General features: G+C 50.2%; 22 protein-coding genes, 1 tRNA gene and 1 rRNA gene. 9 read left to right on the top strand and 15 right to left on the bottom strand.

Annotation, left to right across the window (positions count from 1 at the left end; all coding sequences use genetic code 11):
* Positions 1–1,142: 1,142 nt before the first annotated feature.
* From NXS99_RS09030 to NXS99_RS09020, 3 genes are all read left to right on the top strand, one after another.
* The gene (locus tag NXS99_RS09030) at positions 1,143–2,054 is read left to right on the top strand and encodes a metallophosphoesterase (RefSeq protein ID WP_259288349.1); all 912 of its coding nucleotides are present in this window, start codon (positions 1,143–1,145) and stop codon (positions 2,052–2,054) included.
* A 90-nt stretch (positions 2,055–2,144) separates the two neighbouring features.
* Positions 2,145–2,218: transfer RNA gene (locus NXS99_RS09025), tRNA-Pro, on the top strand.
* A gap of 238 nt (positions 2,219–2,456) precedes the next feature.
* Entirely contained in the window at positions 2,457–3,191 is a 735-nt protein-coding gene (locus NXS99_RS09020; RefSeq protein WP_259288348.1) for an HAD family hydrolase, read from the top strand.
* On the opposite strand, the gene NXS99_RS09015 is transcribed toward NXS99_RS09020, so the two are convergent.
* Both NXS99_RS09015 and NXS99_RS09010 read right to left on the bottom strand, forming a co-directional pair.
* Positions 3,188–5,065, bottom strand: coding sequence for a cupredoxin domain-containing protein (locus NXS99_RS09015; RefSeq protein ID WP_259288347.1), 1,878 nt, complete (start codon positions 5,063–5,065; stop codon positions 3,188–3,190). The two genes, NXS99_RS09020 and NXS99_RS09015, sit on opposite strands and share 4 nt — an antisense overlap.
* 338 nt (positions 5,066–5,403) lie before the next feature.
* Positions 5,404–6,006 carry a superoxide dismutase gene (locus tag NXS99_RS09010; RefSeq protein ID WP_259288346.1) on the bottom strand — a complete coding sequence of 201 codons (603 nt, stop codon included), beginning with the start codon at positions 6,004–6,006 and terminating at the stop codon, positions 5,404–5,406.
* Between the two features lie 514 nt (positions 6,007–6,520).
* Here NXS99_RS09010 and msrA point away from each other — a divergent pair.
* The gene (gene msrA, locus NXS99_RS09005) at positions 6,521–7,189 is read left to right on the top strand and encodes a peptide-methionine (S)-S-oxide reductase MsrA (protein WP_259288345.1); all 669 of its coding nucleotides are present in this window, start codon (positions 6,521–6,523) and stop codon (positions 7,187–7,189) included.
* A 7-nt stretch (positions 7,190–7,196) separates the two neighbouring features.
* Here msrA and NXS99_RS09000 read toward each other — a convergent pair whose 3' ends face one another.
* Positions 7,197–8,807, bottom strand: a complete 1,611-nt coding sequence (locus NXS99_RS09000; protein WP_259288344.1) for a TM0106 family RecB-like putative nuclease — start codon at positions 8,805–8,807, stop codon at positions 7,197–7,199.
* Between the two features lie 76 nt (positions 8,808–8,883).
* Between NXS99_RS09000 and NXS99_RS08995 the strand changes: the two genes are divergently transcribed.
* Complete coding sequence (locus tag NXS99_RS08995) at positions 8,884–9,513, top strand: DUF6474 family protein (RefSeq protein WP_259288343.1); 630 nt, start codon at positions 8,884–8,886, stop codon at positions 9,511–9,513.
* A gap of 514 nt (positions 9,514–10,027) precedes the next feature.
* Positions 10,028–10,345: an Lsr2 family protein gene (locus NXS99_RS08990; protein WP_259288342.1), complete on the top strand. Its 318-nt coding sequence runs from the start codon at positions 10,028–10,030 to the stop codon at positions 10,343–10,345.
* Positions 10,346–10,598: 253 nt separating this feature from the next.
* On the opposite strand, the gene NXS99_RS08985 is transcribed toward NXS99_RS08990, so the two are convergent.
* Together NXS99_RS08985 and NXS99_RS08980 are read right to left on the bottom strand one after the other, a co-directional pair.
* Positions 10,599–11,237 (bottom strand): response regulator transcription factor, encoded by a 639-nt coding sequence (locus NXS99_RS08985; RefSeq protein ID WP_259288341.1) that lies wholly within the window; start codon positions 11,235–11,237, stop codon positions 10,599–10,601.
* 206 nt (positions 11,238–11,443) lie between these two features.
* Positions 11,444–12,817 carry a sensor histidine kinase gene (locus NXS99_RS08980; RefSeq protein ID WP_396124852.1) on the bottom strand — a complete coding sequence of 458 codons (1,374 nt, stop codon included), beginning with the start codon at positions 12,815–12,817 and terminating at the stop codon, positions 11,444–11,446.
* Between NXS99_RS08980 and NXS99_RS08975 the strand changes: the two genes are divergently transcribed.
* On the top strand, positions 12,744–13,343 hold the full coding sequence (locus NXS99_RS08975) for a DUF2020 domain-containing protein (RefSeq protein WP_259288340.1): 600 nt from the start codon (positions 12,744–12,746) through the stop codon (positions 13,341–13,343). The two genes, NXS99_RS08980 and NXS99_RS08975, sit on opposite strands and share 74 nt — an antisense overlap.
* 139 nt (positions 13,344–13,482) lie before the next feature.
* Here NXS99_RS08975 and NXS99_RS08970 read toward each other — a convergent pair whose 3' ends face one another.
* Positions 13,483–13,635, bottom strand: a complete 153-nt coding sequence (locus NXS99_RS08970) for a hypothetical protein (protein WP_259288339.1) — start codon at positions 13,633–13,635, stop codon at positions 13,483–13,485.
* 3 nt (positions 13,636–13,638) lie between these two features.
* The gene (locus NXS99_RS08965; RefSeq protein ID WP_259288338.1) at positions 13,639–14,493 is read right to left on the bottom strand and encodes a class E sortase; all 855 of its coding nucleotides are present in this window, start codon (positions 14,491–14,493) and stop codon (positions 13,639–13,641) included.
* Positions 14,494–14,743: 250 nt separating this feature from the next.
* On the opposite strand from NXS99_RS08965, the gene yidC reads away from it, so the two are divergent.
* On the top strand, positions 14,744–15,910 hold the full coding sequence (yidC, locus tag NXS99_RS08960) for a membrane protein insertase YidC (RefSeq protein ID WP_259288337.1): 1,167 nt from the start codon (positions 14,744–14,746) through the stop codon (positions 15,908–15,910).
* Here the strand turns inward: yidC and NXS99_RS08955 are convergent.
* The 4 genes from NXS99_RS08955 to NXS99_RS08940 form a co-directional block, all read right to left on the bottom strand.
* Positions 15,867–16,493 carry a TetR/AcrR family transcriptional regulator gene (locus tag NXS99_RS08955; protein ID WP_259288336.1) on the bottom strand — a complete coding sequence of 209 codons (627 nt, stop codon included), beginning with the start codon at positions 16,491–16,493 and terminating at the stop codon, positions 15,867–15,869. The genes yidC and NXS99_RS08955 overlap by 44 nt on opposite strands.
* Before the next feature lie 183 nt (positions 16,494–16,676).
* Positions 16,677–16,943 (bottom strand): GlsB/YeaQ/YmgE family stress response membrane protein, encoded by a 267-nt coding sequence (locus NXS99_RS08950; RefSeq protein WP_259288335.1) that lies wholly within the window; start codon positions 16,941–16,943, stop codon positions 16,677–16,679.
* 178 nt (positions 16,944–17,121) lie between these two features.
* Positions 17,122–18,018, bottom strand: a complete 897-nt coding sequence (locus NXS99_RS08945; RefSeq protein WP_259288334.1) for a universal stress protein — start codon at positions 18,016–18,018, stop codon at positions 17,122–17,124.
* Between the two features lie 221 nt (positions 18,019–18,239).
* On the bottom strand, positions 18,240–18,431 hold the full coding sequence (locus tag NXS99_RS08940) for a hypothetical protein (RefSeq protein WP_259288333.1): 192 nt from the start codon (positions 18,429–18,431) through the stop codon (positions 18,240–18,242).
* A gap of 135 nt (positions 18,432–18,566) precedes the next feature.
* Between NXS99_RS08940 and NXS99_RS08935 the strand changes: the two genes are divergently transcribed.
* Positions 18,567–19,616: a pseudouridine synthase gene (locus tag NXS99_RS08935; protein ID WP_259288332.1), complete on the top strand. Its 1,050-nt coding sequence runs from the start codon at positions 18,567–18,569 to the stop codon at positions 19,614–19,616.
* An 86-nt stretch (positions 19,617–19,702) separates the two neighbouring features.
* Here NXS99_RS08935 and NXS99_RS08930 read toward each other — a convergent pair whose 3' ends face one another.
* The 4 genes from NXS99_RS08930 to rrf all read right to left on the bottom strand — a co-directional run bounded on the left by NXS99_RS08930 (position 19,703) and on the right by rrf (position 21,003).
* A complete protein-coding gene (locus NXS99_RS08930) occupies positions 19,703–19,975 on the bottom strand; it encodes a hypothetical protein (protein ID WP_259288331.1) in 273 nt (90 codons plus the stop codon).
* Between the two features lie 55 nt (positions 19,976–20,030).
* Positions 20,031–20,303 carry a hypothetical protein gene (locus NXS99_RS08925; protein WP_259288330.1) on the bottom strand — a complete coding sequence of 91 codons (273 nt, stop codon included), beginning with the start codon at positions 20,301–20,303 and terminating at the stop codon, positions 20,031–20,033.
* Between the two features lie 56 nt (positions 20,304–20,359).
* Positions 20,360–20,632, bottom strand: coding sequence for a hypothetical protein (locus NXS99_RS08920; protein WP_259288329.1), 273 nt, complete (start codon positions 20,630–20,632; stop codon positions 20,360–20,362).
* A 254-nt stretch (positions 20,633–20,886) separates the two neighbouring features.
* A 5S ribosomal RNA gene (rrf, locus tag NXS99_RS08915) occupies positions 20,887–21,003 on the bottom strand.

Here is a 21,003-nt window from a genome sequence, read left to right as displayed (position 1 = left end):
TGCCCTTGCTCAAAAAGATCAACGAGCAACTCACACTGACGTTGCCCCAAAGAACTTCGTGAATGCATAAAACTCCTCCCCAGTAATTGGTATCTGATTTCTCAGTCCAACTAATAGGGAGCAGTTCAAACCAACGTCTAGGAAATTTCAGTTGTGTTTAACACGAACAGCCTACGCCCCCAACCACAACTCCCAAGCCCAACGGCGGACGCGGAGCGCGCTAAAGCTCAGAAGCAATCTAATTCTTTTTTCTGTAGTAGTATTCCAACATTCCTGATATGCATATCCCCGTCACAAGAGAAATCGGCAGCATCGGAGAAAGGAAAAAAGAAAAAAATTCCCCAGTGAGAAGTTTGTGCTCAATACTGCACAAAGAGATCATCGCCAATGTGATGGCAGCATAAACGACGAACCGCCGAATAGGGAATACATCTTTCATGCTCACAGACATTATCCCAAGGAATCACAGCTCACAAGGGTCACTTCCTAGTCCACATAAGATTCTTGCTGGTAAAAGCTACACCAAGTGAAGTACGCACTCCTAGTCCCCAAGCTACACCGAAAGTGCTGCTCCTAGATAGAATTTTCCACATGCTGATCGGTCTGCGACTCCGAACACTTTCACAAGATTGCCAGATAGTTCACTTGAGGTTACAGGGCTAACACCTCCACTTGTAACATCAAGATGTGCGAGAACGTCACCTGATTTTGAAGTCCATATAATAGCTTTCTTATCTGCGCTCAGACTAAGTTTGTCTCCATCACCGATATTGATCGTTGAAACGGCAGCTCCACCTTCAAACCTCAAGCATCAATAGAGCGCAAATTATCTGCAGATGAGATGCACTGTACTGTGTTGCGTAAAGCTGTTTTTGGCTTGTTCCACCTCAAAAATAACAATACTTCCCCTATCGGACGCCAATACTCAAAAATATTGACTCGCACTCTCATATAGGGCTGCTTGATACCTCACGACTTAGATGCATGCAATAGAAGCGTGAACTTTATCATGTCCTGTTATGAAGGAACATGATGCACTTCATTCTGCCACCACAACCGGTATCACACGCGCATGGTTATTCTTCACTGCCGCAGCTACGAGGTGCATACATGCAACGACTTTCAGCATGTAGGCTAATGGTATGAAACATCTTGTGAAAATTCTTACCGCGATTACCTCAGTTACAGGTCTGGCAGGTATTGCCACCTTAGCGTGGGGCTATACTGAGTGCTCAAAATTCGAGCTTAAAGATATTACCGTGCCACTGTTAGAACCAGGTGTTTTACGTGGTGCTCGCGAGTTTAAAATTCTGCATATCTCCGATATCCACATGGTGCCATATCAAACCGAAAAACAAGCGTGGATTAAAGCTCTGATTCATACAGATCCAGATCTAGTGATTAATACTGGCGATAATCTTTCCGACGAAAAAGGCGTACCAGCCTTGTTACAAGCACTTGATCCGCTGTTGCGCCGCCCTGGCGTATTCGTGTTCGGTTCCAATGATTATTTCGCACCAAAACCGGTGAACCCATTTTTGTATTTATTCAAGAAGAAACGCAAAGTCTCGAAAGTAGAGCTGCCGTGGAAGAGCATGCGCGCTGCGTTTTTAGAACACGGTTGGCACGATGCCAATAATAAGCGCGTAGAGTTCCGAACCAAGCATGTCCGCTTGGCCATTGCCGGTGTCGATGATCCGCACCACGATTTAGATGACTACGCAGCAATTGCAGGTCCACCTCATCCAGATTCTGATTTTGCACTCGCCTTGCTGCACGCACCAGAGCCACGCGTGCTCAAACAATTTGCTGCTGATGGCTATCAGCTCTCACTATCAGGACATACGCATGGTGGCCAAATTTGTTTGCCAGGATCTCGGGCAATTGTCACAAATTCGGGTATCAATCGCGCTCGTGCCCAAGGTCTGCATCACTTTGAAAATATGTTGATGTACGTCAGCAATGGGCTGGGAACCTCGAAGTTTGCTCCAGTCCGCATCTTTTGTCGACCTTCCGCGACGTTGATTCGCGTCGTCGAAAAGCCAAGCTCTTAATGTGATAATCATTACCGTTGCTGCGCTTTATTCTGGTGAGAAACGGGACTATATTCTCTAAATGTGTTCGCATACTTGTGTGCAACACTGCGGGATATGGCGCAGGTTGGTAGCGCGCTTCGTTCGGGACGAAGAGGTCGCAAGTTCAAATCTTGTTATCCCGACTATTTCCGCCCAGTTCATCATTTGAACTGGGCTTTCGCGTATACGTAGGCAATCACGGGCTACGCAATGCCTATATCAGCACTGGTGTGCAGTCTTTCGCACAATACCCAAACACATCATGACGAACCAGTATCCCAGCTTGCCGCCTGCGCTACAGTTGCCCACCGACTCGCGCTAGAATACTCACCGACCCCATATCCGCAGCTCTCTCACCGGTGAAAGGCCAACTCACGCACGATGACCACAAACACCTCAGATTTACTTCCATCAGCTGCACCATCGTTGCAGGAAGTCTGTCAAGCAGCAGATGTGATACTTTTCGATCTTGATAGCACCTTAACGGATCACCGCGCGGCTATGACCAAGGCTTTTACCCATTGGGCCACAACTGGCGGCTATCCGGCAGATCTTGAGCGCTGGGCGGCAATTGAACGCAAATGGTTTGCTGCATTTGAACGCGGTGAAATTAGTCATCCAGAGCAGCGCCTTGCCCGCGTGCGTGAATATTTGCATGATCCGGACATGCCAGAAGCACAAGCACGTGCGATTTTCCAGGTGTTTTTAGATGCCTATGCGCAGGCAACTACCGCATATCCTGATGCTGCAGCAGCGCTTGCCTGGGCCTTGAAAACAGTTGCAACCGTTGGCATTTTCACCAATGGAGCAGCAGATATTCAAACCTTGAAGCTGCAGCAAGCCGGCCTGTGGGACGATCGTTTGCACATGCTCGCCACCAAGGAACTCGGCTTTGCCAAGCCACGGCCAGAGTCATACCAGGCGGTGCTGGCAAACCTAGACGTTGCACCTGCGCGAGTACTTGTGATTGGCGATTCCCAAGCAAATGATGTTCTCGGCAGCATTGATGCTGGTATGCAGGCAATTCACCTCGATCGCAGTGCAACAGCCGCCCACTATGATCCGCGCGGATTTTGGATTATTCCTGAATTATCGCTGCTGCATACGCCTGCTTAACGACGCTTGACTGCTGGCTTTGAATAATCAACCCCATTTTCTGCTGGTCGGAAATCCTGTTGGACCTGCGGCAGTTGTGCATGCGGCGTAGCTGGCTGCGCCGGCCCTGGAGAAGCCGGATCATTATGATGATGGCCTTCCTGATGCTGCTGAGGCATCTCATGTTGGTGCATATCATGTTGATGCAGCTCAGATGCCGTACCTTGGGAATTGGTTGGCACAATTGTCAGTTCCATACCTTGGGCACGATGACCAGCGATCGTACACCAACCTTGCAATGCACTATTGACCACCCCGACATTCAGTTGCGTGTGCTCACCTGGTTCAATACGACCAGTGCGTAGCCCATTGGCAAGTTTGAGATCGTGGGCGTGGTGATCATCATTGTGTAATTCCACTATTAAGGAATGCCCGGCAGGAACCTCAATCATATCTGGCACAAATTTGGTGTCCTGCATGCGAATTTCCACCACAGTTTGTGGCCCTTGACTGGTCGTGATCACAGGAGCCTGGTTGGCTGGGAATAATCCTCCAAAACTTGCGATCACTAATGCAAGTAGCGCACAGGCGAAAGTAATTTGGCCGGTTTGTGGTTTTGGTGGCAGCGAAAGTGGCTCGCGTTGCTTCCGAATCACTCCAAGTTGCGCACGTACTGCAAATGGCGTGAGCACAATAAACACTGCCAATGAGCCCATTGCACCAATCGAAGTAATCACTCGAAGCCAGGAATCCTCCGTGATCAGCCAGGCGGCTAATCCGAGATTCACGAGTGTGAAGCGGAATAGGCCCGCGCGATTATACGTCGCTAAGCCCGTGCGCACGGCATCTGGTCCACCACCAATATTGCTTGGTAATAGGTAGCTCATCACGCCAATGAGGAGCTGTCCGCCAAAGCCAACCAGCAAGGCCATGACTGGAACATGTACCTGCGTCAATGATTGAGTTGTGAACAATTGAAATGCAATCCAGCCTAAACTTCCAACCAGCCACAATGGTGCTGCGGCAATAGAAGCAGCGGCAAAACCAACACGATCGCGCGGGTCTTTTAGCACGGCAAGCACGCAACGCACCCAGGAAATAATACAAAAACCAAGGCCAAGCATATAGCTGCCCACACCAATTGCCACGACTGTTGGCAGCCCGGCAAGTGCGCCACCGGCGATAATAATAATGCCCGCAACCAGGGCTGTGATCACCCATAATGGGAATTTCACAACCACATTCGTTCGCCAAATGGTTGGAAACAGCAGCAATAATGATCCAATAGCGGCAAGCCCAATAAAGCCAAGAATATTAAAGGCGAAATGCGCGATAATCAGCCTGGATTTCAGCTCATCTGCAGGATCCGTTGCCAAAAGCGCGCCGACGATCGCACCACATGGAAGCCATTCGGCTGACAAAATATAGGCCAATACGGCTGGTCGATAGCGCTGGTTATGGCCGTGGTGAAGATATTGTTTGCCCAGGTAATACGCGTGAAAGGCCAAGGATCCGCCCACAATTGCCGCGCCAATTGCCGTGATTATCCAATGCTTGTGCATCACAGGCGCAAGCAGTTGCCCAATGATGGTCATCACAATACCGGCATTGAGAATATAAAATCTGATGAGCTGGAGTTTCCGGGTGTCGTCGGCAAGGCGATGGTGCAAAAACTTTTCGGTGAAATGTTGCGACCACAACATCACAGAGTTGGTCAGTACGCCGAGGGTAAACATGTGAATGAGCACCCAGCGGTAATCAGGAATGGCCCAATGGATCAGGGACACTGCCACAAGCAAGACCATCCAGATCGTCACCGGCTTGCTGGCTTTGCGATGCCATGTGCGCGCATCTGCCCGCGCGATGCGGTCGTGTACTGGCGGTTTCGATTCCATGAGCTGCCTAACCTCTCGTTTCCCCAGAGACAGGATCTACTGTTAGCCTAGCGCGATTTCACCTCACCGTGCTGCCGCCATCACACATCAGGTGCATAACACCGTTTAAGCTTTGCTTTTCGACGCCGCCTTGCCCACCGCGCTGCTGCAACACACAACCTTGCCACTTTCAACCGCGCCCAGTATGCCGGCTTGCCAGTATGCCTGCTTGCCAAGATGTATTACCGCATAACAAAAGCCCAAAGCTGGCTTGGAAAAAGCAACAACTTAGGGCTTATAAACAGACATGCAGGGCAGATTATATCAATAACAACCTGCGAAGTGAAATTGCGACACGTTTAGGCAGTTGCGGCGGCAAAACGAGCTGCTACTTCGTCCCAATTAAACACATTCCATACTGCTTGTACATAATCAGCTTTGACGTTTTTGTACTGCAGGTAGAAGGCGTGCTCCCACATATCCAGCAGCAACAGTGGTACCAAATCAATTGAGAGGTTGCCCTGCTGGTCGGTCATTTGCTCGACGACGAGCTGTTGGCCCACCTTGTCATACGCTAATACAGCCCAACCTGAGCCTTGCAGGCCTAATGCTGCTGCATTGAAATGTGCTTGGAACGCAGCAAAGCTACCGAAATCGCGTTCAATTGCAGCAAGCAATTCGCCAGTTGGGGTGCCACCTGCCTGTGGTGCCAGGTTCTTCCAGAACAAGGAGTGGTTGGTATGTCCACCAAGGTGGAATGCCAGGTCCTTAGACAAATGCGTCACAGCCGCGCCAATGGTGCCTGCCTCACGTGCTGCTGCAAGCTTTTCTAAAGCAGCGTTTGCCCCTGCAACATAAGCAGCGTGGTGCTTGGAGTGGTGCAGTTCCATAATCTCAGCAGAGATATGTGGTTCGAGTGCGTCGTATGCATAGTCGAGTTCAGGAAGTACGTAGGTTCCCATAATTGTTGTGTCCTTTCAAACATGTATGCGGTAGTTCGGCATGTTCAGATGCGCGCAAATATCCAGTGGCTAGCGATTTCCGTTGGAGTACGCAGAAAGCATCTGAAATATATTCAGCAAAGAAGTGAACTACACTACATTCAATTATAGGCGATTAATGAAAATTGGCGGCGGAATGCCAATGAAAGTCTTATAAGGCTGCACTCGTAAAGCGCTACTGGTGAGCAAGAAACCATCGACTGCTACCCATGCTCACCACGCTCCAACACATACTACATCTTGCCAGCTCATCGCCAGAAAACTGCGTCTGTGAGCACTTTCTCGAAAGCGTTGTCACGCAGTATTATTCACTCGTCTAGCAGCTGCTGGAATACTGCTGCCGCCTACCACGTTGTGACAGGTGTACGCATCACCATCGCGTCGCATTGCTTGCGGGCGCTGTACGTGACAACGGTCACTTTGCAGTATGATCGCCTACATTCTTGCACATCGTTATTCACACAAGGAGATTGTCATGGGATTTCTATTTGGAAAGCCAACTGCGCTGGTTCCAGAACACGAAGCACTCGCTGGTGGGCGTCACCCAGTTCTTGAGCAACCTCAACCACATGCGGTACTCGGCACTCCGATCACTGGCCCGTGGAAAGATAACCAAGAGGTTGTGTATGTGGCATTAGGGTGTTTCTGGGGTGCGGAAAAACTGTTCTGGGAAACTCCAGGTGTAGAGTCCACTGCCGTTGGCTATGCAGGTGGTGTTACGAAAAACCCGACGTATCGTGAGGTTTGTACCGGTCGAACCAACCACACGGAAGTGGTGGAGGTTGTCTATGACCCAGCGCAGATTTCTTTCGAGGATATCGTCGTCAAAGCTCTCGAAGCACATGACCCAACGCAAGGCTATCGCCAAGGCAACGATGTTGGCACGCAGTATCGCTCTGCTATTTACACCACTACCGAAGCTCAGGCACAGCGCGCGCAGCAAATTATTGAGCACTATGCGCCAAAGCTGAAAGCTGCTGGTTTTGGTGATATCACCACTGAGGTCGAGGTTCTTGACCGCACGCCTGCACAGACTTTTTTCCTGGCAGAAGATGCCCACCAGCAATACCTGCATAAGAATCCACTTGGGTATTGCCCGCATCATTCCACCGGCGTTGCCTGCGGACCAGCTCCGCAAAACTAATCGAGCACTAGCTGCAATCAGGCGTACTTGCGCCAAGCGGCACACCCGGCGCGCCCGCGGCAAGAAAGTGACGCACGGCGGCGGTCGCACGACAATCGTCGCCGTTGTAACTTAACAACGCATCGCGGGCCGCTTGCATTTCAGCAGAGAGCAGCTGCGATCCCTCCTGCTGAGCACTCGCCTGCGCATGGAAGGATGCAGCTGCATCGTTGGGCTGATGTTGCCCGATGGCCTCGAGGTACAAGTTCACGGAACCTTCGCCATCTAGGTCAGCCACCTCCCAGCTTGCCCCAGCAATTGGGGCGACAACTTTGAGTCCGAGCCCATGCGTGCCCAGCAGTTGCCGACGCACCAGCGCGAACACATCAATCCACCTAGCAGACGCAATAAACTCTGTAATCTCTGCTTCACTTGGGAGCTGCGGAATCTCCTCATGCCAGCGTGCATAGAATCTGCGCGCCGAAGTGCGCAACCAGTGATTTTCACCGTGCGCCGAATAGCAAAACACGCCAACGCTTAATCCCTGATCTTCGGCGTCTTGAATGCGTCCGCGAAGCCAGGCATAGAAATTCGCGAAGTTTGCAGCTTCTTCGCGCCCACCTAACTGTTGCCAGGTCACAAATGGCACATACTCCTGACCATCGTACACACCCCATAAATACGCACCTTGATCGAGGTACGCTTCCACATCAATATCAATTTCGACATCAAATGCAGGTGCGCTGACACTTGCGTGACGACGTATCACGTCATGCCCGGCTGCACACGCACGCGCCAACATGCGATCGTCATCTGAACCAGGGCTCGCGGCTAAGGCAGCGATAGTAGAGAAACCTTGTGCCTTCAAATGCGCACCTTTTTCTCCCGAAAACAGCAAACTAATATCATCACTTGCCTGCAACTCCCGCGAACAGTGCTCCCAGAACCGACACGACGCACATTCTTTCACCCGATGTGGCACATCCGCCACCACCACCTGCAATGCTTGTTCCAGGCCCTGTTGGAATAGGTCGGTATTGAGCACAAAGCAGCGCGTATGATCTTGACCTATTAAGGCGCCACGAGCGCAGCCAATTCCTAGATCATCTAAACTCCTGGCCGCTATGGCCAAGGTGTAGGAATCCACTGCGTGATGTTTGAGTCGAAAGTGCTCGGTAATCGGGGCACTTAACCCTAGGCGTCGAGAAGCAATAACCTGCAAGCTACGATCAGCATCGTTCCGCGCAACGCGGTGGTTGGTAATCAATACCGGCATATAGCTGCCATCTTGTCGTTGCACTAATGCGTCGAGATCCGTCACGATCTCACCTTTTGGACTCTCCCAGAGCAAACGAGCGTTCGTAATTAACGTGGCATTCGCCGCCAGCGCTTCCAAGGTGGCAAAATAGCGCTCATCATCCGATTCGGCCGCAATATCAATGCGAATAAACCGCCGTGCATCACCAATAGCAGGGTGCGTAGGAAATAAACTTAAGACGTGTTGCCTGGTCAGTTCCAAGCGTGCTCGACGCGCCGCAGAAGCCTCGGTGGGAGGCGTATCCGGAAACAGTCGCCGCAAAAGCGAACGATACCGGCACCCAACGAGGTCATTCGGTTCTAAAGTGTCAAGATTTACCACAACTACTTAAGAGTAAGCTAGAAAGCAGGGTAGTGTGGAATTACACAACAAAAACATTGATTGGAGCACATCTCTCATGGGATTTCTGAAAAAGCTGCGCAAAGCGCGCACCGCAAAAAAAGCTGCGCTCAAGGCTGCACAAGCTCGGGCGGTTGCTGAGGTGAAATACCAGACAAAACATCAACTGCACTTGGAGAAGCTCTTAGCAGCTCAGCAACGCAAATTGGCGAAGCGTGAATATAAGGCGCAAAAAGCCGCGCGTAAGCACGAAACCAAGATGGCGAAAACCGCCCTTGCGAAAGCGCAAGCAGGTCGCTTCAATGCCGCTCGCGTGTTGCGGTACTCTGCGGCGTTAAAGGCTCTCGCACCACTGGCATTGCCACTGCTCTATCGCGGCATTGTGGCGTTCCAAGAACAGACCACTCAAAACCGCGCGAAGCGTCTTGGTATCACCGTTGATGAACTTGCGCGTTTCAGCGGACATGGCTCAGAGCTGAAAGCTACCATCGTTGGCATGCGTAAGAGTCTTGAACAATTCAGTGTTACCGATGGATTCAAAATCGATGTTCAAACACGCTTAAGCGAGCTGGAAAAAGCTGTTTCTAACGCAGAGTTTATGACACCTGAACAGCGCAAACGGGCACATCGTTCAATTTCGAACGATGTGGATCAGCTCAATCGTGAAATCTTGGCAAAAATTGTGTAACTAAACTGGATATGGAGGCAAAGTAATCGCTCATATTGAGTAATTACTTTTAGCAAATATCGTAACCAGAAGCCGCTTGCTATCCCTTCTGTATGCCCATCACAGATGAGGAACCAAACAGCAAGCGGCTTTTATATGTCCGTTTTATATGATACACCACACTAAAATAGGTATTGGAATTAATTTTTAATTTCATCGTTAAGTCATATGAGAAATCATATTCAATAAAGTATCGTTCGTCGACCGCTCACATGAAACCGTCATACAAATTGCATACAATACATTTAGGTATGCAAATATAAAAATATGCTCAAGAAATGCAAGATTTAATGAAATTAAGTATTCTAGATGATAAGCATTTCAATGCGCTGCAAACTACAGAACAAAGCTATCCTCACGCACAGAACTTTCCTTTACTTTCCTTCTCTGTTAGCGAACAAGTTTCCGAGTATAGCAACAGTTTATGTAGTGGCACATTTAATCACTACAAGTTTTCCCAAAGGAACATACGAACATGGCACGACGAGAAATTGTACAAATTTTTGACGACCTTGATAACCAACCCCTCGACGAAAACGACGTGCACGTTTTGCACTTTAGCGTCGACGGCTCCAACTATGTGATGGACGTCTCTGGAGCAAACCGCGACAAATTCCGCGCCGCAATCGCAGAGTTTATCGCCCACGCTCGTAAAGACACCACAATCCGCCGCGATCAAAGCTACAACCCACGCGATGTACGTGAATGGGCTCTTGCACGCGGCTACGACGTGGCTGTTCGCGGCAAGCTCTCACAAAAGATCATCGAAAGCTATCTTGCCGCAAACGCTTAAATCACATGCCTACCGCGCGATACGGCGCCAAAGAGAAGCATCTATATCCTAAGACAGTGCATCGTTGCACCCATATGCTTCACGACGCAACCACAAGCGCGTAGCTACTTTTCACAGGCATCTTGTGTGTCTCGTCCATGTCATAAGGAAAGCCGCTGAGAACATCTCAATTCTCAGCGGCTTGTTTCTATACCAGCTCAAAACACATGGTCTCGCTCAGCCAATCAAACCGGCTGGGGAGGACGAACAAGGCTTAGAGCACACCTTGCTCGCGCGCTGCAGCAACTGCAGAGGTACGTGAACGCACACCTAATTTGTCATAAATGTGCACAAGGTGGCTTTTGACCGTTGCTTCACTCAAGAGCAAAATCTGGCCAATATCCCGGTTGGAAGAACCAGATGCCACCAACTTCAATACTTCTAATTCACGTGGAGTCAATGAAGTACGTGGAGTACGTACGCGAGTCATCAATCGATTCGCCACAGTCGGAGACAGCGTGGAATCACCTTCGGCGGCAGAACGAACAGCGGCAATCAATTCCTCTGGTGGTGCATCTTTGAGCAAGTACCCTAATGCGCCTGCTTCAATCGCACCCAGAATATCAGCGTCAGTATCATAATTAGTGACCACCAGCACATGTGGTGGCTTCTTCATAGTCCGCTTAATTTCAGCAGTGGCATCAGCACCAGTTGCCAGGCGAGTTCCCTCCACGCCTGCACCAAAGCGAAGGTCCATTAAAATTACGTCAATGCCACCGGCTTGCGCTGCTGCGATCGCGGCTTCGGCGGTCGCTACCTCGCCAATAACCTCAATATCGTCAGCACTTTCCAGCACTGCTCGAAGCCCTAAACGGACGATCTCATGGTCGTCGGCAAGTAAAACGCGAATCATATGATAGACCTTTCGTTGGTACCTTCGTTCAGCACTATTAATGACAGTGTACGCTACGGCATCTTAGCCTAACCACGCTCGAAAGAAAACTCTGCCAAGCTTACCCCCAAGTTTGTGTAAGCGGTATGCCACCTGCCCAAACAGCTGACTCACACACCTGCCTCACATATCTGCCTCACATATCTGAGCCGCACATCGTTAAAGTCCTAGCGTGACTCCTCATGGATCGGAATCGCAACGCTCACCGCAGTTCCACGACCCGGCGCGGATTCCAACTCCACCGTGCCGCCTAACTCCGCCGCCCGCTGACGCATCGCATTGACCCCAATATGCCCTAGCCCAGCAGGACGCCCTTCCACTGCCTGCGGATCAAAACCGGCCCCATTATCCACAACGTCCAGGCGCACTTCGTCATCGGCATACGTCAATGTCACTGCGCACTTGGTGGCAGAAGCATGCTTTGCGACGTTCCCCATCGCCCCTTGACCAATGCGCAGCAGCGCAGCTTCTACTTTCATTGGCAGTTGGCGTTCATCGCCATCCACAGAAATGCTATATTCCGGTCCAATCAGATGCTCAGCAACTCGATGCAACGCACCTTCTAAGGAAGTTTTACTTAATGCGGCAGGTTGCAGCGCTGCAATCATCGCACGCGCCTCTTGTAAGTTATCGGCGGCCGTTTGGCGTGCGATACTCATATGCCGCAGCGGTGAAGTTTTTTCCTCTGTGCTCATCGAAGATTTTTCGATCTCTTGTTCTGCCACCCGCAAGAGCATTTGAATCGAGGAAAGCCCTTGGGCAAGGGTGTCGTGAATTTCATGTGCGATGCGTTGGCGTTCGGCGACAATACCAGCCGAACGCTCAGTTTCAGCCAAGAGATTGCGGGTTTCCACCAATTCCTTAATAAGGGCTTCGCGTTCGCGAGCACCGCGCCAAAGAGCTTGGAATGCCCAGTGAATACCAATAACGACCACCGCCGAAACCGTCGGTCCCATCACAGCGCCGTATGTCAGGTGGCTCTTATAGCTTAAAATCGCAATACCTGTGGCACCGAGTACTGCAATAATGCCGCGATAATCTGGCAAGATCCGCAGGTAGAGGAAAAACAGTGGGAATACTAAGTACACGCTGACCGCTAAGATCGGCAGCATAATCACCCATACGATGGTTAAGGCTGTCACCCAGACGAGTTTGAGCCCTAGTGGGTCATTCGAGCGACTCACTGACAGTGAATATGCCAGCGCGAATAGTGCGCTTAAGATCACTGCAAATACAGCTTCTTGTTGTGGCAAACGCGCAGCTCCTACCAGTGCTGCTATTAAGAGCACGACGGTGAGGATATTCATTGCGAGGCGATAGACAGCGGCACCAGGTTGAGAATCGTAGGTTAAGACATCGCCAGCGGCAATATTGCCTAAGAGTTCCAAACGATCTTGGGCTTTACTAAAAGTATCGACACTGATGTTGTGCTCGACACCATGCGTGTCAGGCTCTAGGCTGGAGTTCATGAACATGACATTACCCCGTTCACGCGCAACTGCAGCGGTTTTCGCTTGTCTGGGACTGAGTTTGTCGCTCAGCGCTTGCTCGTCGCCTACAAAACAAGCTGCACCTACCACCACCGCTCCTGCTGTTGTGGAATCAGTTGCCGCTGCTCCAGAGATTATTTTGGACAGTAATTTACCGATTGACGCAATGCCTGAAATCCCAGAAGGCCGCAATGGGTTTGTCGAGTGCCCGTATTTAGATTCCCAGTGGTTAGCGAATACCAATGGTCAGCGCATGACTGGCCAAGGTATTGACACCCGCTTTGATACCCCAGCGTGTGTGTTCTGGTCGTATCCGGAGGAACCACAGGCGACCGTGATTGTGCGCCATATGCCAACCGAACAAGCTGCCATTGATGTGGTGGACTGGGCAGCTCCAATTGACACCACCGAGCCTGTCGACGATGGCGACTGGCAAGGCGGTCGCATCGGCAACCATGAAGGCGCGCTATACGCGGTGCAAAAAGGCACTGTTGCAGTGGTCATCTTTACCAACCAGGATCAATCACTCAAAGCTGAACTGATTGGCAAAGAGGTTATTAAAAACCTCTCGCTCTAATACATCTAACACCCAAGTTCGATGCTGCGAAAACCAGCGTAGAACTTGGGTGTTTTGAAGTATCGTAGCCACAGGTGGTTATAGCCTGATACAGGCTACAGACCTAGGCGTCATGCGTCGTCAAGCAGCAACGAGTCGATTACACAGCGATGTCGTTATATGGCATGAGGCTGGAGACCCACGGGAAAATATATTCCATGAGCAGTAGGAATACTGCCACAAGAATGATGGCCACCAAAATAATTTTCACCCAGATTGGCCCTGGAAGTGCATCCCATAATAGTCCGTACATACTTTAACTTTCCTCCAATGCGCTCGGGCGATACGAGCCGTCTTTCGGATGCGATTCCACCAACATGGCGTGGACAATCATGCGCTCCGTATTCGAGAATTGCGGATGGCACGTGGTCAGTGTCATCACTGGTTCCATCTCAGGAGCTGGAGTCATATCGGCGATGCCTGGATGTGCGCCAATCGTGGAAACATCGTGCGGCAACGTAATATAGCGCCCCTGCACGTCTGCGTAATCGCCATCGGTGACTCGCGCAACTTGCTCTGGGCTCAAGCACTCTTGCGCTGCTTGACGACGCTGCTCACCATCAACTCCAATTGGTAACACCCGGTAGGTGTTCCATGCCAGCTGGGTCTCGACCACAATGGCATCACAATTCTTCAGACTGCCAAGATCATTAAACGGCGCACCCTTACCCACTCGATGGCCAGCGACGGCAAAGTTACCTGGTTGCCCTGGCAGCTGACTCTCAACATAGTGGCCCGGACCGCCGATCAAATGCGCGTCGGTCGTGCCCTCAATAATGGCGAAGCTAAAGTCAGAGCCAAAGCGCGGCACATACATGCGCGCAAATGCAGCACCAAGTTCAGTTTGTAACTTCTTGCGCGGATTCACCCGCTTGGTCGATTCCTCGTTCCACTTTTGTTCCAAGGTGTTACTGACTTCTGCCTGTATTTTAGCTGATGCTAAGTTTGTCCAATAGGCCTCATGAAATGCAAAGAGCAAGGACAACACGCCAATAGTCAGGAGCAATTCACCTAGGACAAGGGAAAAGGATAAGCGACGACGTGGCGGTTGCGGTGCTGCTACCAGCTCCGCGCGGTCGTCGTATTCGTCATCGTGTTGCTGATACTCCATTATTCTCCTGATCTGTTGCGCATACCTTCGGTGTGACACGCAAGGGTCTTTCACATTGCAACAACGGTTCTGCTCCTGAATATTCCTGTTGAGCTGCAAGACCATCAGAACACCAGAGGTAGTATGCCAAACAAAATGCAAAGTAGGACATACTGTTTTCCTTAGGCTAGTCTAGTGAAGGTGGTCAGTTACTCACAACCTGAGCATCGATCTGCTGCCAAATATTCCTTCTAGAAAGAACCACCCTACCATGCTCGAAATCTTCGTCTACCCAGTTTCTGCCGTAATGAAGTTTTGGCATATTTTCCTTCACTCATTTCTTGGCTGGGATGATTCGGTTGCATGGGGTTGGTCAATTTTAGGACTCATTGTTGTTGTACGCACCCTCATCGCTCCACTGCAATTGGCTATTTATAAATCGGGCCGCGTGACCACCATTATTCGCCCGCTGCTCGCAGAACTCAAAGACGAATATGCGGAGGCAATTGATCCGGAACTATTGCGAGAGCAAAAACAAAAAGAAAAAGCTATCAAGAAAGAGCATGGATTCAAAGCATCGGCTGGTTGTATTCCACCGCTGATTCAGGTACCTGTCTTTTTGGGCCTCTATCAGGTGCTATTACGTATGGCACGTCCTGAGGAAGGGCTGGATGCAAGTTTTCATAAGCCCATTGGCGTGCTGCAAAACGAAGACATTCATGCCTTTCTGAACGCCAAAATTGGTGATGTCGCGCTGCCGGCTTACATCGCCATGGAACCTGCCCAATTTGAGCATCTCGGTACCACGTATGAAGCAGTCCATGCCTTGAATTTTCCTCTGATTATTCTTGCAGGTCTGATAACTTCAACCAATGTGTTAATTTCGACGATCCGAAATTACTACATCATGGATCAAGAATCTCGCATGGGTGAGGTTTCTTTGCATCTGATGCTTTGGACGGTGCCAATTGTGCCGCTAGCGCTGTTACAAGCCGGCGTGATGGGACCGATCCCAACTGCAATTGTGATCTACTGGGCTGTGAACAACTTCACGACGCTGACTCAAAATTTGGCGATCTATCTGTACTTATTCCGTACCATGCCTATGCCGGAAAGCGTCAAGGCCTTTCAAACTGAAAAACGTCTTGAACGCATCGCTCGTGCAAAAACTCGACGGAAATTTCGCTGGCAAAAACGCCGTGCATGGTTCGGCTATTTGTTTATGCCATGGCAATGGTCGAAACATAAGGCACGCAGGGCCGAAGCCAAAGCGTATTTCCGTGAGTTGAAGCAGACTCGCAAAAAGGAAAAAGCGCAGCAGAAAGCGCTAGAGAAACAGCGCAGTGAAGCACGTTCAGAGGAGCGAAAACGTCAACAAGAAGAAAAAGCCGCTGCTAAATCGAATAGTCCGCAGGAGGAGCAGCCAGCAGAGAAATAGCCAGATCGCGCGCGTATTGCAGCGGCTCAATATTGCGTGTCAGACGTGCGCCCGCCAAGCCACCGTCGAGAAGCACCAGCATCTGCTTGGCTTGTCCGTGGCTTGGATAGCCATTTTTTTCGGTAAGCAACGCAGCAAGCACTTCCAGGCGCCACGCACGATGGGCAAACACTGCCTGCAAAATGCCGTGTTCTGCTTCGGTTTCCGGACACGGGTACTCCGTGGCGGCGTTTTGGAAATGGGAACCGCGAAAATTCTTGCCTGGTTCTTCGGCGATAGAAATATCAAAGAACGCCAGAATTTTTTCATCTGGGGTGGTCATGGTGGCAGTGTATTCAGCGTAAGAGGCACGCCACTTTTGATCCATTGCCTCGAGATATGCGATCACCAGGGCGTCTTTCGAGCCGTAGAGGGAATACAACGAGGCTTTTGCCACATCGGCTTCACGCAAAATGCGATCAATGCCAATGACTCGGATGCCTTCAGAAGTAAACAGATGAGTTGCGCTTTCTAAGAGGCGTTGGCGCGGGGTCGGTCGATTACGCCGTGCTGTTCGTCCGCTGCGTGCCTTCGCTGTCGCCATGCGCTTTCAACGCCCTTCTGTTTGTCACGTTATTTGTATTCGCGCCTCACGAATACAAATAAACTGTTTCCACATTCCATAATGAACAACCTAGTCTAGTTTAGCTGAGATTCTACGACAATAAAAGAAACGTGCATAGAATACCTATGCACGTCATGATGGGAATACTGGAGCTATGCTGCACTAGTTTTTATTCAAAAAGAACTTCTGGAGTATGCCCAAGAATATAACTGCTCCCAGTAGGCACGTAAAGAAGCTAAAGAACAGTCCTCCGTTTGCCACATCAAAACCAAAGAAACTTAAAAACTTCCCACCGATCAATCCACCGATGACGCCAACGATAATATTGGCCAAGATGCCTTGTTGCTCGTCGGTGTGTCGAATTTTCGACGCCACCGAGCCGGCGAGGCCACCGATGATAATCCAGCCGAAAAAATGTAGTTCAAGCATCGCTGTTTCCCTTGTCTTTCGTGATTCACGCATGCAGACGCACCCATGCGAATACAGTATTCATGATACTTTGTTCTTCACATGGGTGCGTCAAATCAAACGATTACCGTAGGCATCCGAGATGTGCCAAACGCCTTTGGGACTCTCCCAATTACCGCGCAGATCGGGTATGAATTATTTAGACGTCGGTTGGACGTACCACGACCATTGGACATGGTGCGCTTTGAAGCAAGGCACGCGAAGTGGAACCGAGCAACATACCACGGAAGCCACCTCGACCATGCGAACCGACAACGAGCAATTGGGCATCGGTGGAGGCGTCGACAAGCGCGCGAATTGGACGATCACGCGTGATGATCATCTCGACCTCAACGTCCGTGTAGCGCTGCACGAATGGTAAGAGACGTTCTTGCAACAAGGCCGTTTGTTCCTTCTCGACGACCGTCCACTCACGTTGAGCTGCAGCCAGACCGGCGAGGGAGGCTTGCACTTGCATATCCATCCATGTGTGGATGGCGAGCAATTTCGCACCGCGTGCTTGTGCTTCTGCGAACGCGAATTCGGTGGCGCGCTGAGAAATCTCAGAACCATCGACACCTACAACCACTGGGCCATATTTATTGGTTTCAGTGACATGATTATCTTCGCGCACCACAACGACCGGACAATGCGCATGCGAGACGACTGCGGCAGACACCGACCCCATGACCATGCTTGAAAGCCCCCCGAGCCCGCGCGAACCCATGACGATCATCGTGACTTCGTCACTGATTTCCAACAGCATATCAATCGGGGCACCTTCTGCAATGGTATATCCAATCTGCAGGCCAGGAGCGACTTCTTCCGCAATCACACGAGATGCTTCGATGATTTCCATCGTCTCAGCGGTCAGCTCGTCATAGAGTTCTTGCGGCGGTACCATGCCCTCTGCATAGAGGAATTGCGGCATTGAATAGGTTGAAACCAGGCGCAATGGTACGCCTCGTTTCGCTGCAGTATTCGCAGCCCAACGCACTGCATTTTTCGCAGCATCAGAACCATCGACGGCGACGACAACGACATCTTCAAAGGCCATGAGTTACCTCCAAACAGTTGGAATTACAGGGGGTACGTGCCGCTCCCGCCACCATCACACTGCGTAAAGCCTTTCGCACAATGTTCTCGTGCCTCTAGTGACGAAAATAGGCTGCTAGTGGCAAGTATCCATTTTCCTCTAGCACTTTTTAGCCTACCGTGTCGGACAAAGAAAAACAGGCGAATTACTTTGATCACACCCACACGGGGAGTATCGTGACGTTATTTCTTTGGCGAGGTAGTAGCAGCTGCCGCAGTTGTGGAGTCAGCTGCAGTTACAACGTCAACCGATGCTGCGGGTGCGTTTGCAGGGAAGAATACGCTGTAAAGAGCCTTGAAAATACCAGCAATCAGCTTGCCTACACCGGTTGAGAAAAATTCCAGAATTGGGGTAATAATCGCGTTAAAATCCATGATCACTCCTTATTTTCATCGCATACGGTCATAACTCATCGAATGAGTGCTGGCCTATACACTACCGTAAAATGCACAAAGCCACATCTTCAAAAGTTTCAGAATGAAACCAAAGCTTTGTAGGATTAAGGGAATATGACAAGTCAAAAGGCACCCGCATCCTATCCGCCGCAACGGAAAACACTGATTCCACGGCGAACGCCACCACTTCCCGTTCGCGACGGCCTCAACCCAACCCGTGCCCGCATTGACGAAACAACCGCCGGCATGAGCGCTTTCGATTTCGTATGGCTGCTGAAAACTACCCAGCGCTATGTGCATCCGGCAGATACTCAAGCGAATCTCCACGCCGAGTTCCAGGCCGGAAATGTCCGCCGCGGGTTAGCACCACAGGACCAGCGTTTAGATCCGACGAGTATCCTCAAGCTTGGCGACGACGTGTGGTTTTATCGCATGCCGGCTGAAGAAGTTGAGGTGCCCTACACTTGGAGCGTTGTGCATGAGGATGATGACCTCTTGGTCGTCGATAAGCCGCCATTTATGGCGACTATGCCGCGTGGACGACATATTACTCAAACTTTGACAGTGCAGCTGAGGCGAGCGACTGGCATTGCTGAGCTTTCGCCAGCACACAGGTTGGATCGATTGACCGCTGGGGTGTTATTGCTGACCAAGCGCGCGGCGATACGAGGAGCGTACCAAGAACTGTTTGCACAACGACTTGCAGAAAAGACATATGAGGCGATTGCCGACCAGTCAGCGATTGCGCCAGGGACGCAGTGGCAGTCGCGACTTGAGAAAATTGCAGGCCAAGTGCAAGGTGAGATTTTAGAAGGTGAACCGAATGCACATACGACAGTTGTTGATGTGCAGGCGTGTACACCAGAAGAAATGTCCTTATTAAAGAAATTGCACGGGGATATTCCACCGCAGAGTCACTATATTTTGCAGCCTCATACCGGGAAAACGCATCAGTTGCGATTACATATGTGGAGTGCAGGGATCCCGATTTTGGGTGATCCGGCTTATCCGACAGTATTGCCCGAGCAATATGAGGACTTTACGACGCCCATGCACCTGATTGCTCGGAAGCTATCGTTTGTCGATCCACTTAGTGGGCAGCCTCGAGAGTTTCAAAGTACGCGCACTATTGCGTCGTACAGCATGATCGAGACTGCAGAATAGTGTTTCCGTACATGCAAATTTGGGCGGCAATGTTACTGTGGGCATGTCGTCTTGGGTGGACATGCCCACGCTATGCAATGTGAATGCTAGAGGCCTGGAAGACCGACAACTTCGGTCAGTTTGAACCCAAGGCGCTTCACAAGCGTGTTGTTAATAATTCCAGCGATGATGAAGAACACAACACCTATGATGCTCACTGTATGTTCAAATGCAGATATCAATGAGCTTTGCTGCAAGCTATTGCCGACAACCGAAGCTGCATCAGCTGGAACGACTGAGCTAGCTACCAACGCCGTTCCAAAAACAACCAGTGCGTTGCGGATGCGGCTCAATGAAGTGTGATCAGTGTGCTGTGACATGTGAGATATTCCTAACGTTGTTTGTGCGCAGAAAAACACGCTTAATATACAAAATCTAAAGATTAGGGAGTCCAACGAACTCGCTCGATTTGAAGCCAAGGCGCTTCACGAGCGTGTTGTTAATAATTCCTACAATCACGAAAAATACTACAGCAATAATGCCGACTATGTGTTCAATGACAGATACCAATGAGCTTTGTTGCAAGCTGTTGCTCACGACGGCAGCGGCTTCAGCTGGAACTACGGTGCTGGCTGCAAAAACCGTTGCAAGAGCAACAAGTATATTACGGGTGCGATTGAATGAAGCGCGATTTGCGTGCGATTGCATGTAAGAAGTTCCTAACGTTGTGTGTGCCGAGAAAAAACTAGCTTAAGTACCAAAGTCTAAAGGCTTGGGAGTCCGACGACTTCAGTCAACTTAAAGCCGAGACGCCGCACGAGTGTGTTGTTAATAATGCCTGCGATTATAAACAAAAATACACCAATAGCAGTCAATGCATTGCCTAGTGCGGACACGACCGAACCTTGTTGCAAGCTGTTGGTGACAACAGTAGATGCTTCGGCTGGTACTGCGGTACTAACCGCCAATACGGTAGCAATGATTACAGTTGTGGAAAGCATACGGTTCGATACTGTTTGATTTGTATGTTGAGACATGTGTGTTCCTTATTTTGTCACAAGTAGGCCGATATTTGCGTGACTGTGCCATTTTTGTAGCATTATCACTACTAGTTGTAAAGAAGCTTAAGCCAAGTTCAATAGCAATGCACGCTCTGCCATATGTATCGACACCTTAATACATAGTGTTACTGATGTATAAGGGGTGAGTAGCAACATAAGCATGGAAAAACAGGCTTGCAATAATCGTTTCAGATTACTACAAGCCTGTTATTCATAATTGTTAAGTTTTAGGTCGGCGGTGTCTTACTCTCCCACAAACTCCCGTTTGCAGTACCATCAGCGCAATTAGGCTTAGCTTCCGGGTTCGGAATGGGACCGGGCGTACCCCCAATGCTATAACCACCGAC

Origin of the sequence: Corynebacterium sp. HS2168-gen11 (assembly GCF_024834075.1) — a bacterium.
Taxonomy (GTDB): Bacteria; Actinomycetota; Actinomycetes; order Mycobacteriales; family Mycobacteriaceae; genus Corynebacterium.
This window is presented reverse-complemented; position numbering and strand designations above follow the sequence as displayed.

Excerpts from the sequence above, each read along its gene's own strand:
- NXS99_RS09030 (WP_259288349.1), top strand. The coding sequence starts at position 1,143 with ATGAAACATCTTGTGAAAATTCTTACCGCGATTACCTCAGTTACAGGT.
- NXS99_RS09020 (WP_259288348.1), top strand. The coding sequence starts at position 2,457 with ATGACCACAAACACCTCAGATTTACTTCCATCAGCTGCACCATCGTTG.
- NXS99_RS09015 (WP_259288347.1), bottom strand. The coding sequence starts at position 5,065 with ATGGAATCGAAACCGCCAGTACACGACCGCATCGCGCGGGCAGATGCG.
- NXS99_RS09010 (WP_259288346.1), bottom strand. The coding sequence starts at position 6,006 with ATGGGAACCTACGTACTTCCTGAACTCGACTATGCATACGACGCACTC.
- msrA (WP_259288345.1), top strand. The coding sequence starts at position 6,521 with ATGGGATTTCTATTTGGAAAGCCAACTGCGCTGGTTCCAGAACACGAA.
- NXS99_RS08995 (WP_259288343.1), top strand. The coding sequence starts at position 8,884 with ATGGGATTTCTGAAAAAGCTGCGCAAAGCGCGCACCGCAAAAAAAGCT.
- NXS99_RS08990 (WP_259288342.1), top strand. The coding sequence starts at position 10,028 with ATGGCACGACGAGAAATTGTACAAATTTTTGACGACCTTGATAACCAA.
- NXS99_RS08985 (WP_259288341.1), bottom strand. The coding sequence starts at position 11,237 with ATGATTCGCGTTTTACTTGCCGACGACCATGAGATCGTCCGTTTAGGG.
- NXS99_RS08975 (WP_259288340.1), top strand. The coding sequence starts at position 12,744 with ATGAACATGACATTACCCCGTTCACGCGCAACTGCAGCGGTTTTCGCT.
- NXS99_RS08970 (WP_259288339.1), bottom strand. The coding sequence starts at position 13,635 with ATGTACGGACTATTATGGGATGCACTTCCAGGGCCAATCTGGGTGAAA.
- NXS99_RS08965 (WP_259288338.1), bottom strand. The coding sequence starts at position 14,493 with ATGGAGTATCAGCAACACGATGACGAATACGACGACCGCGCGGAGCTG.
- yidC (WP_259288337.1), top strand. The coding sequence starts at position 14,744 with ATGCTCGAAATCTTCGTCTACCCAGTTTCTGCCGTAATGAAGTTTTGG.
- NXS99_RS08955 (WP_259288336.1), bottom strand. The coding sequence starts at position 16,493 with ATGGCGACAGCGAAGGCACGCAGCGGACGAACAGCACGGCGTAATCGA.
- NXS99_RS08950 (WP_259288335.1), bottom strand. The coding sequence starts at position 16,943 with ATGCTTGAACTACATTTTTTCGGCTGGATTATCATCGGTGGCCTCGCC.
- NXS99_RS08945 (WP_259288334.1), bottom strand. The coding sequence starts at position 18,018 with ATGGCCTTTGAAGATGTCGTTGTCGTCGCCGTCGATGGTTCTGATGCT.
- NXS99_RS08940 (WP_259288333.1), bottom strand. The coding sequence starts at position 18,431 with ATGGATTTTAACGCGATTATTACCCCAATTCTGGAATTTTTCTCAACC.
- NXS99_RS08935 (WP_259288332.1), top strand. The coding sequence starts at position 18,567 with ATGACAAGTCAAAAGGCACCCGCATCCTATCCGCCGCAACGGAAAACA.
- NXS99_RS08930 (WP_259288331.1), bottom strand. The coding sequence starts at position 19,975 with ATGTCACAGCACACTGATCACACTTCATTGAGCCGCATCCGCAACGCA.
- NXS99_RS08925 (WP_259288330.1), bottom strand. The coding sequence starts at position 20,303 with ATGCAATCGCACGCAAATCGCGCTTCATTCAATCGCACCCGTAATATA.
- NXS99_RS08920 (WP_259288329.1), bottom strand. The coding sequence starts at position 20,632 with ATGTCTCAACATACAAATCAAACAGTATCGAACCGTATGCTTTCCACA.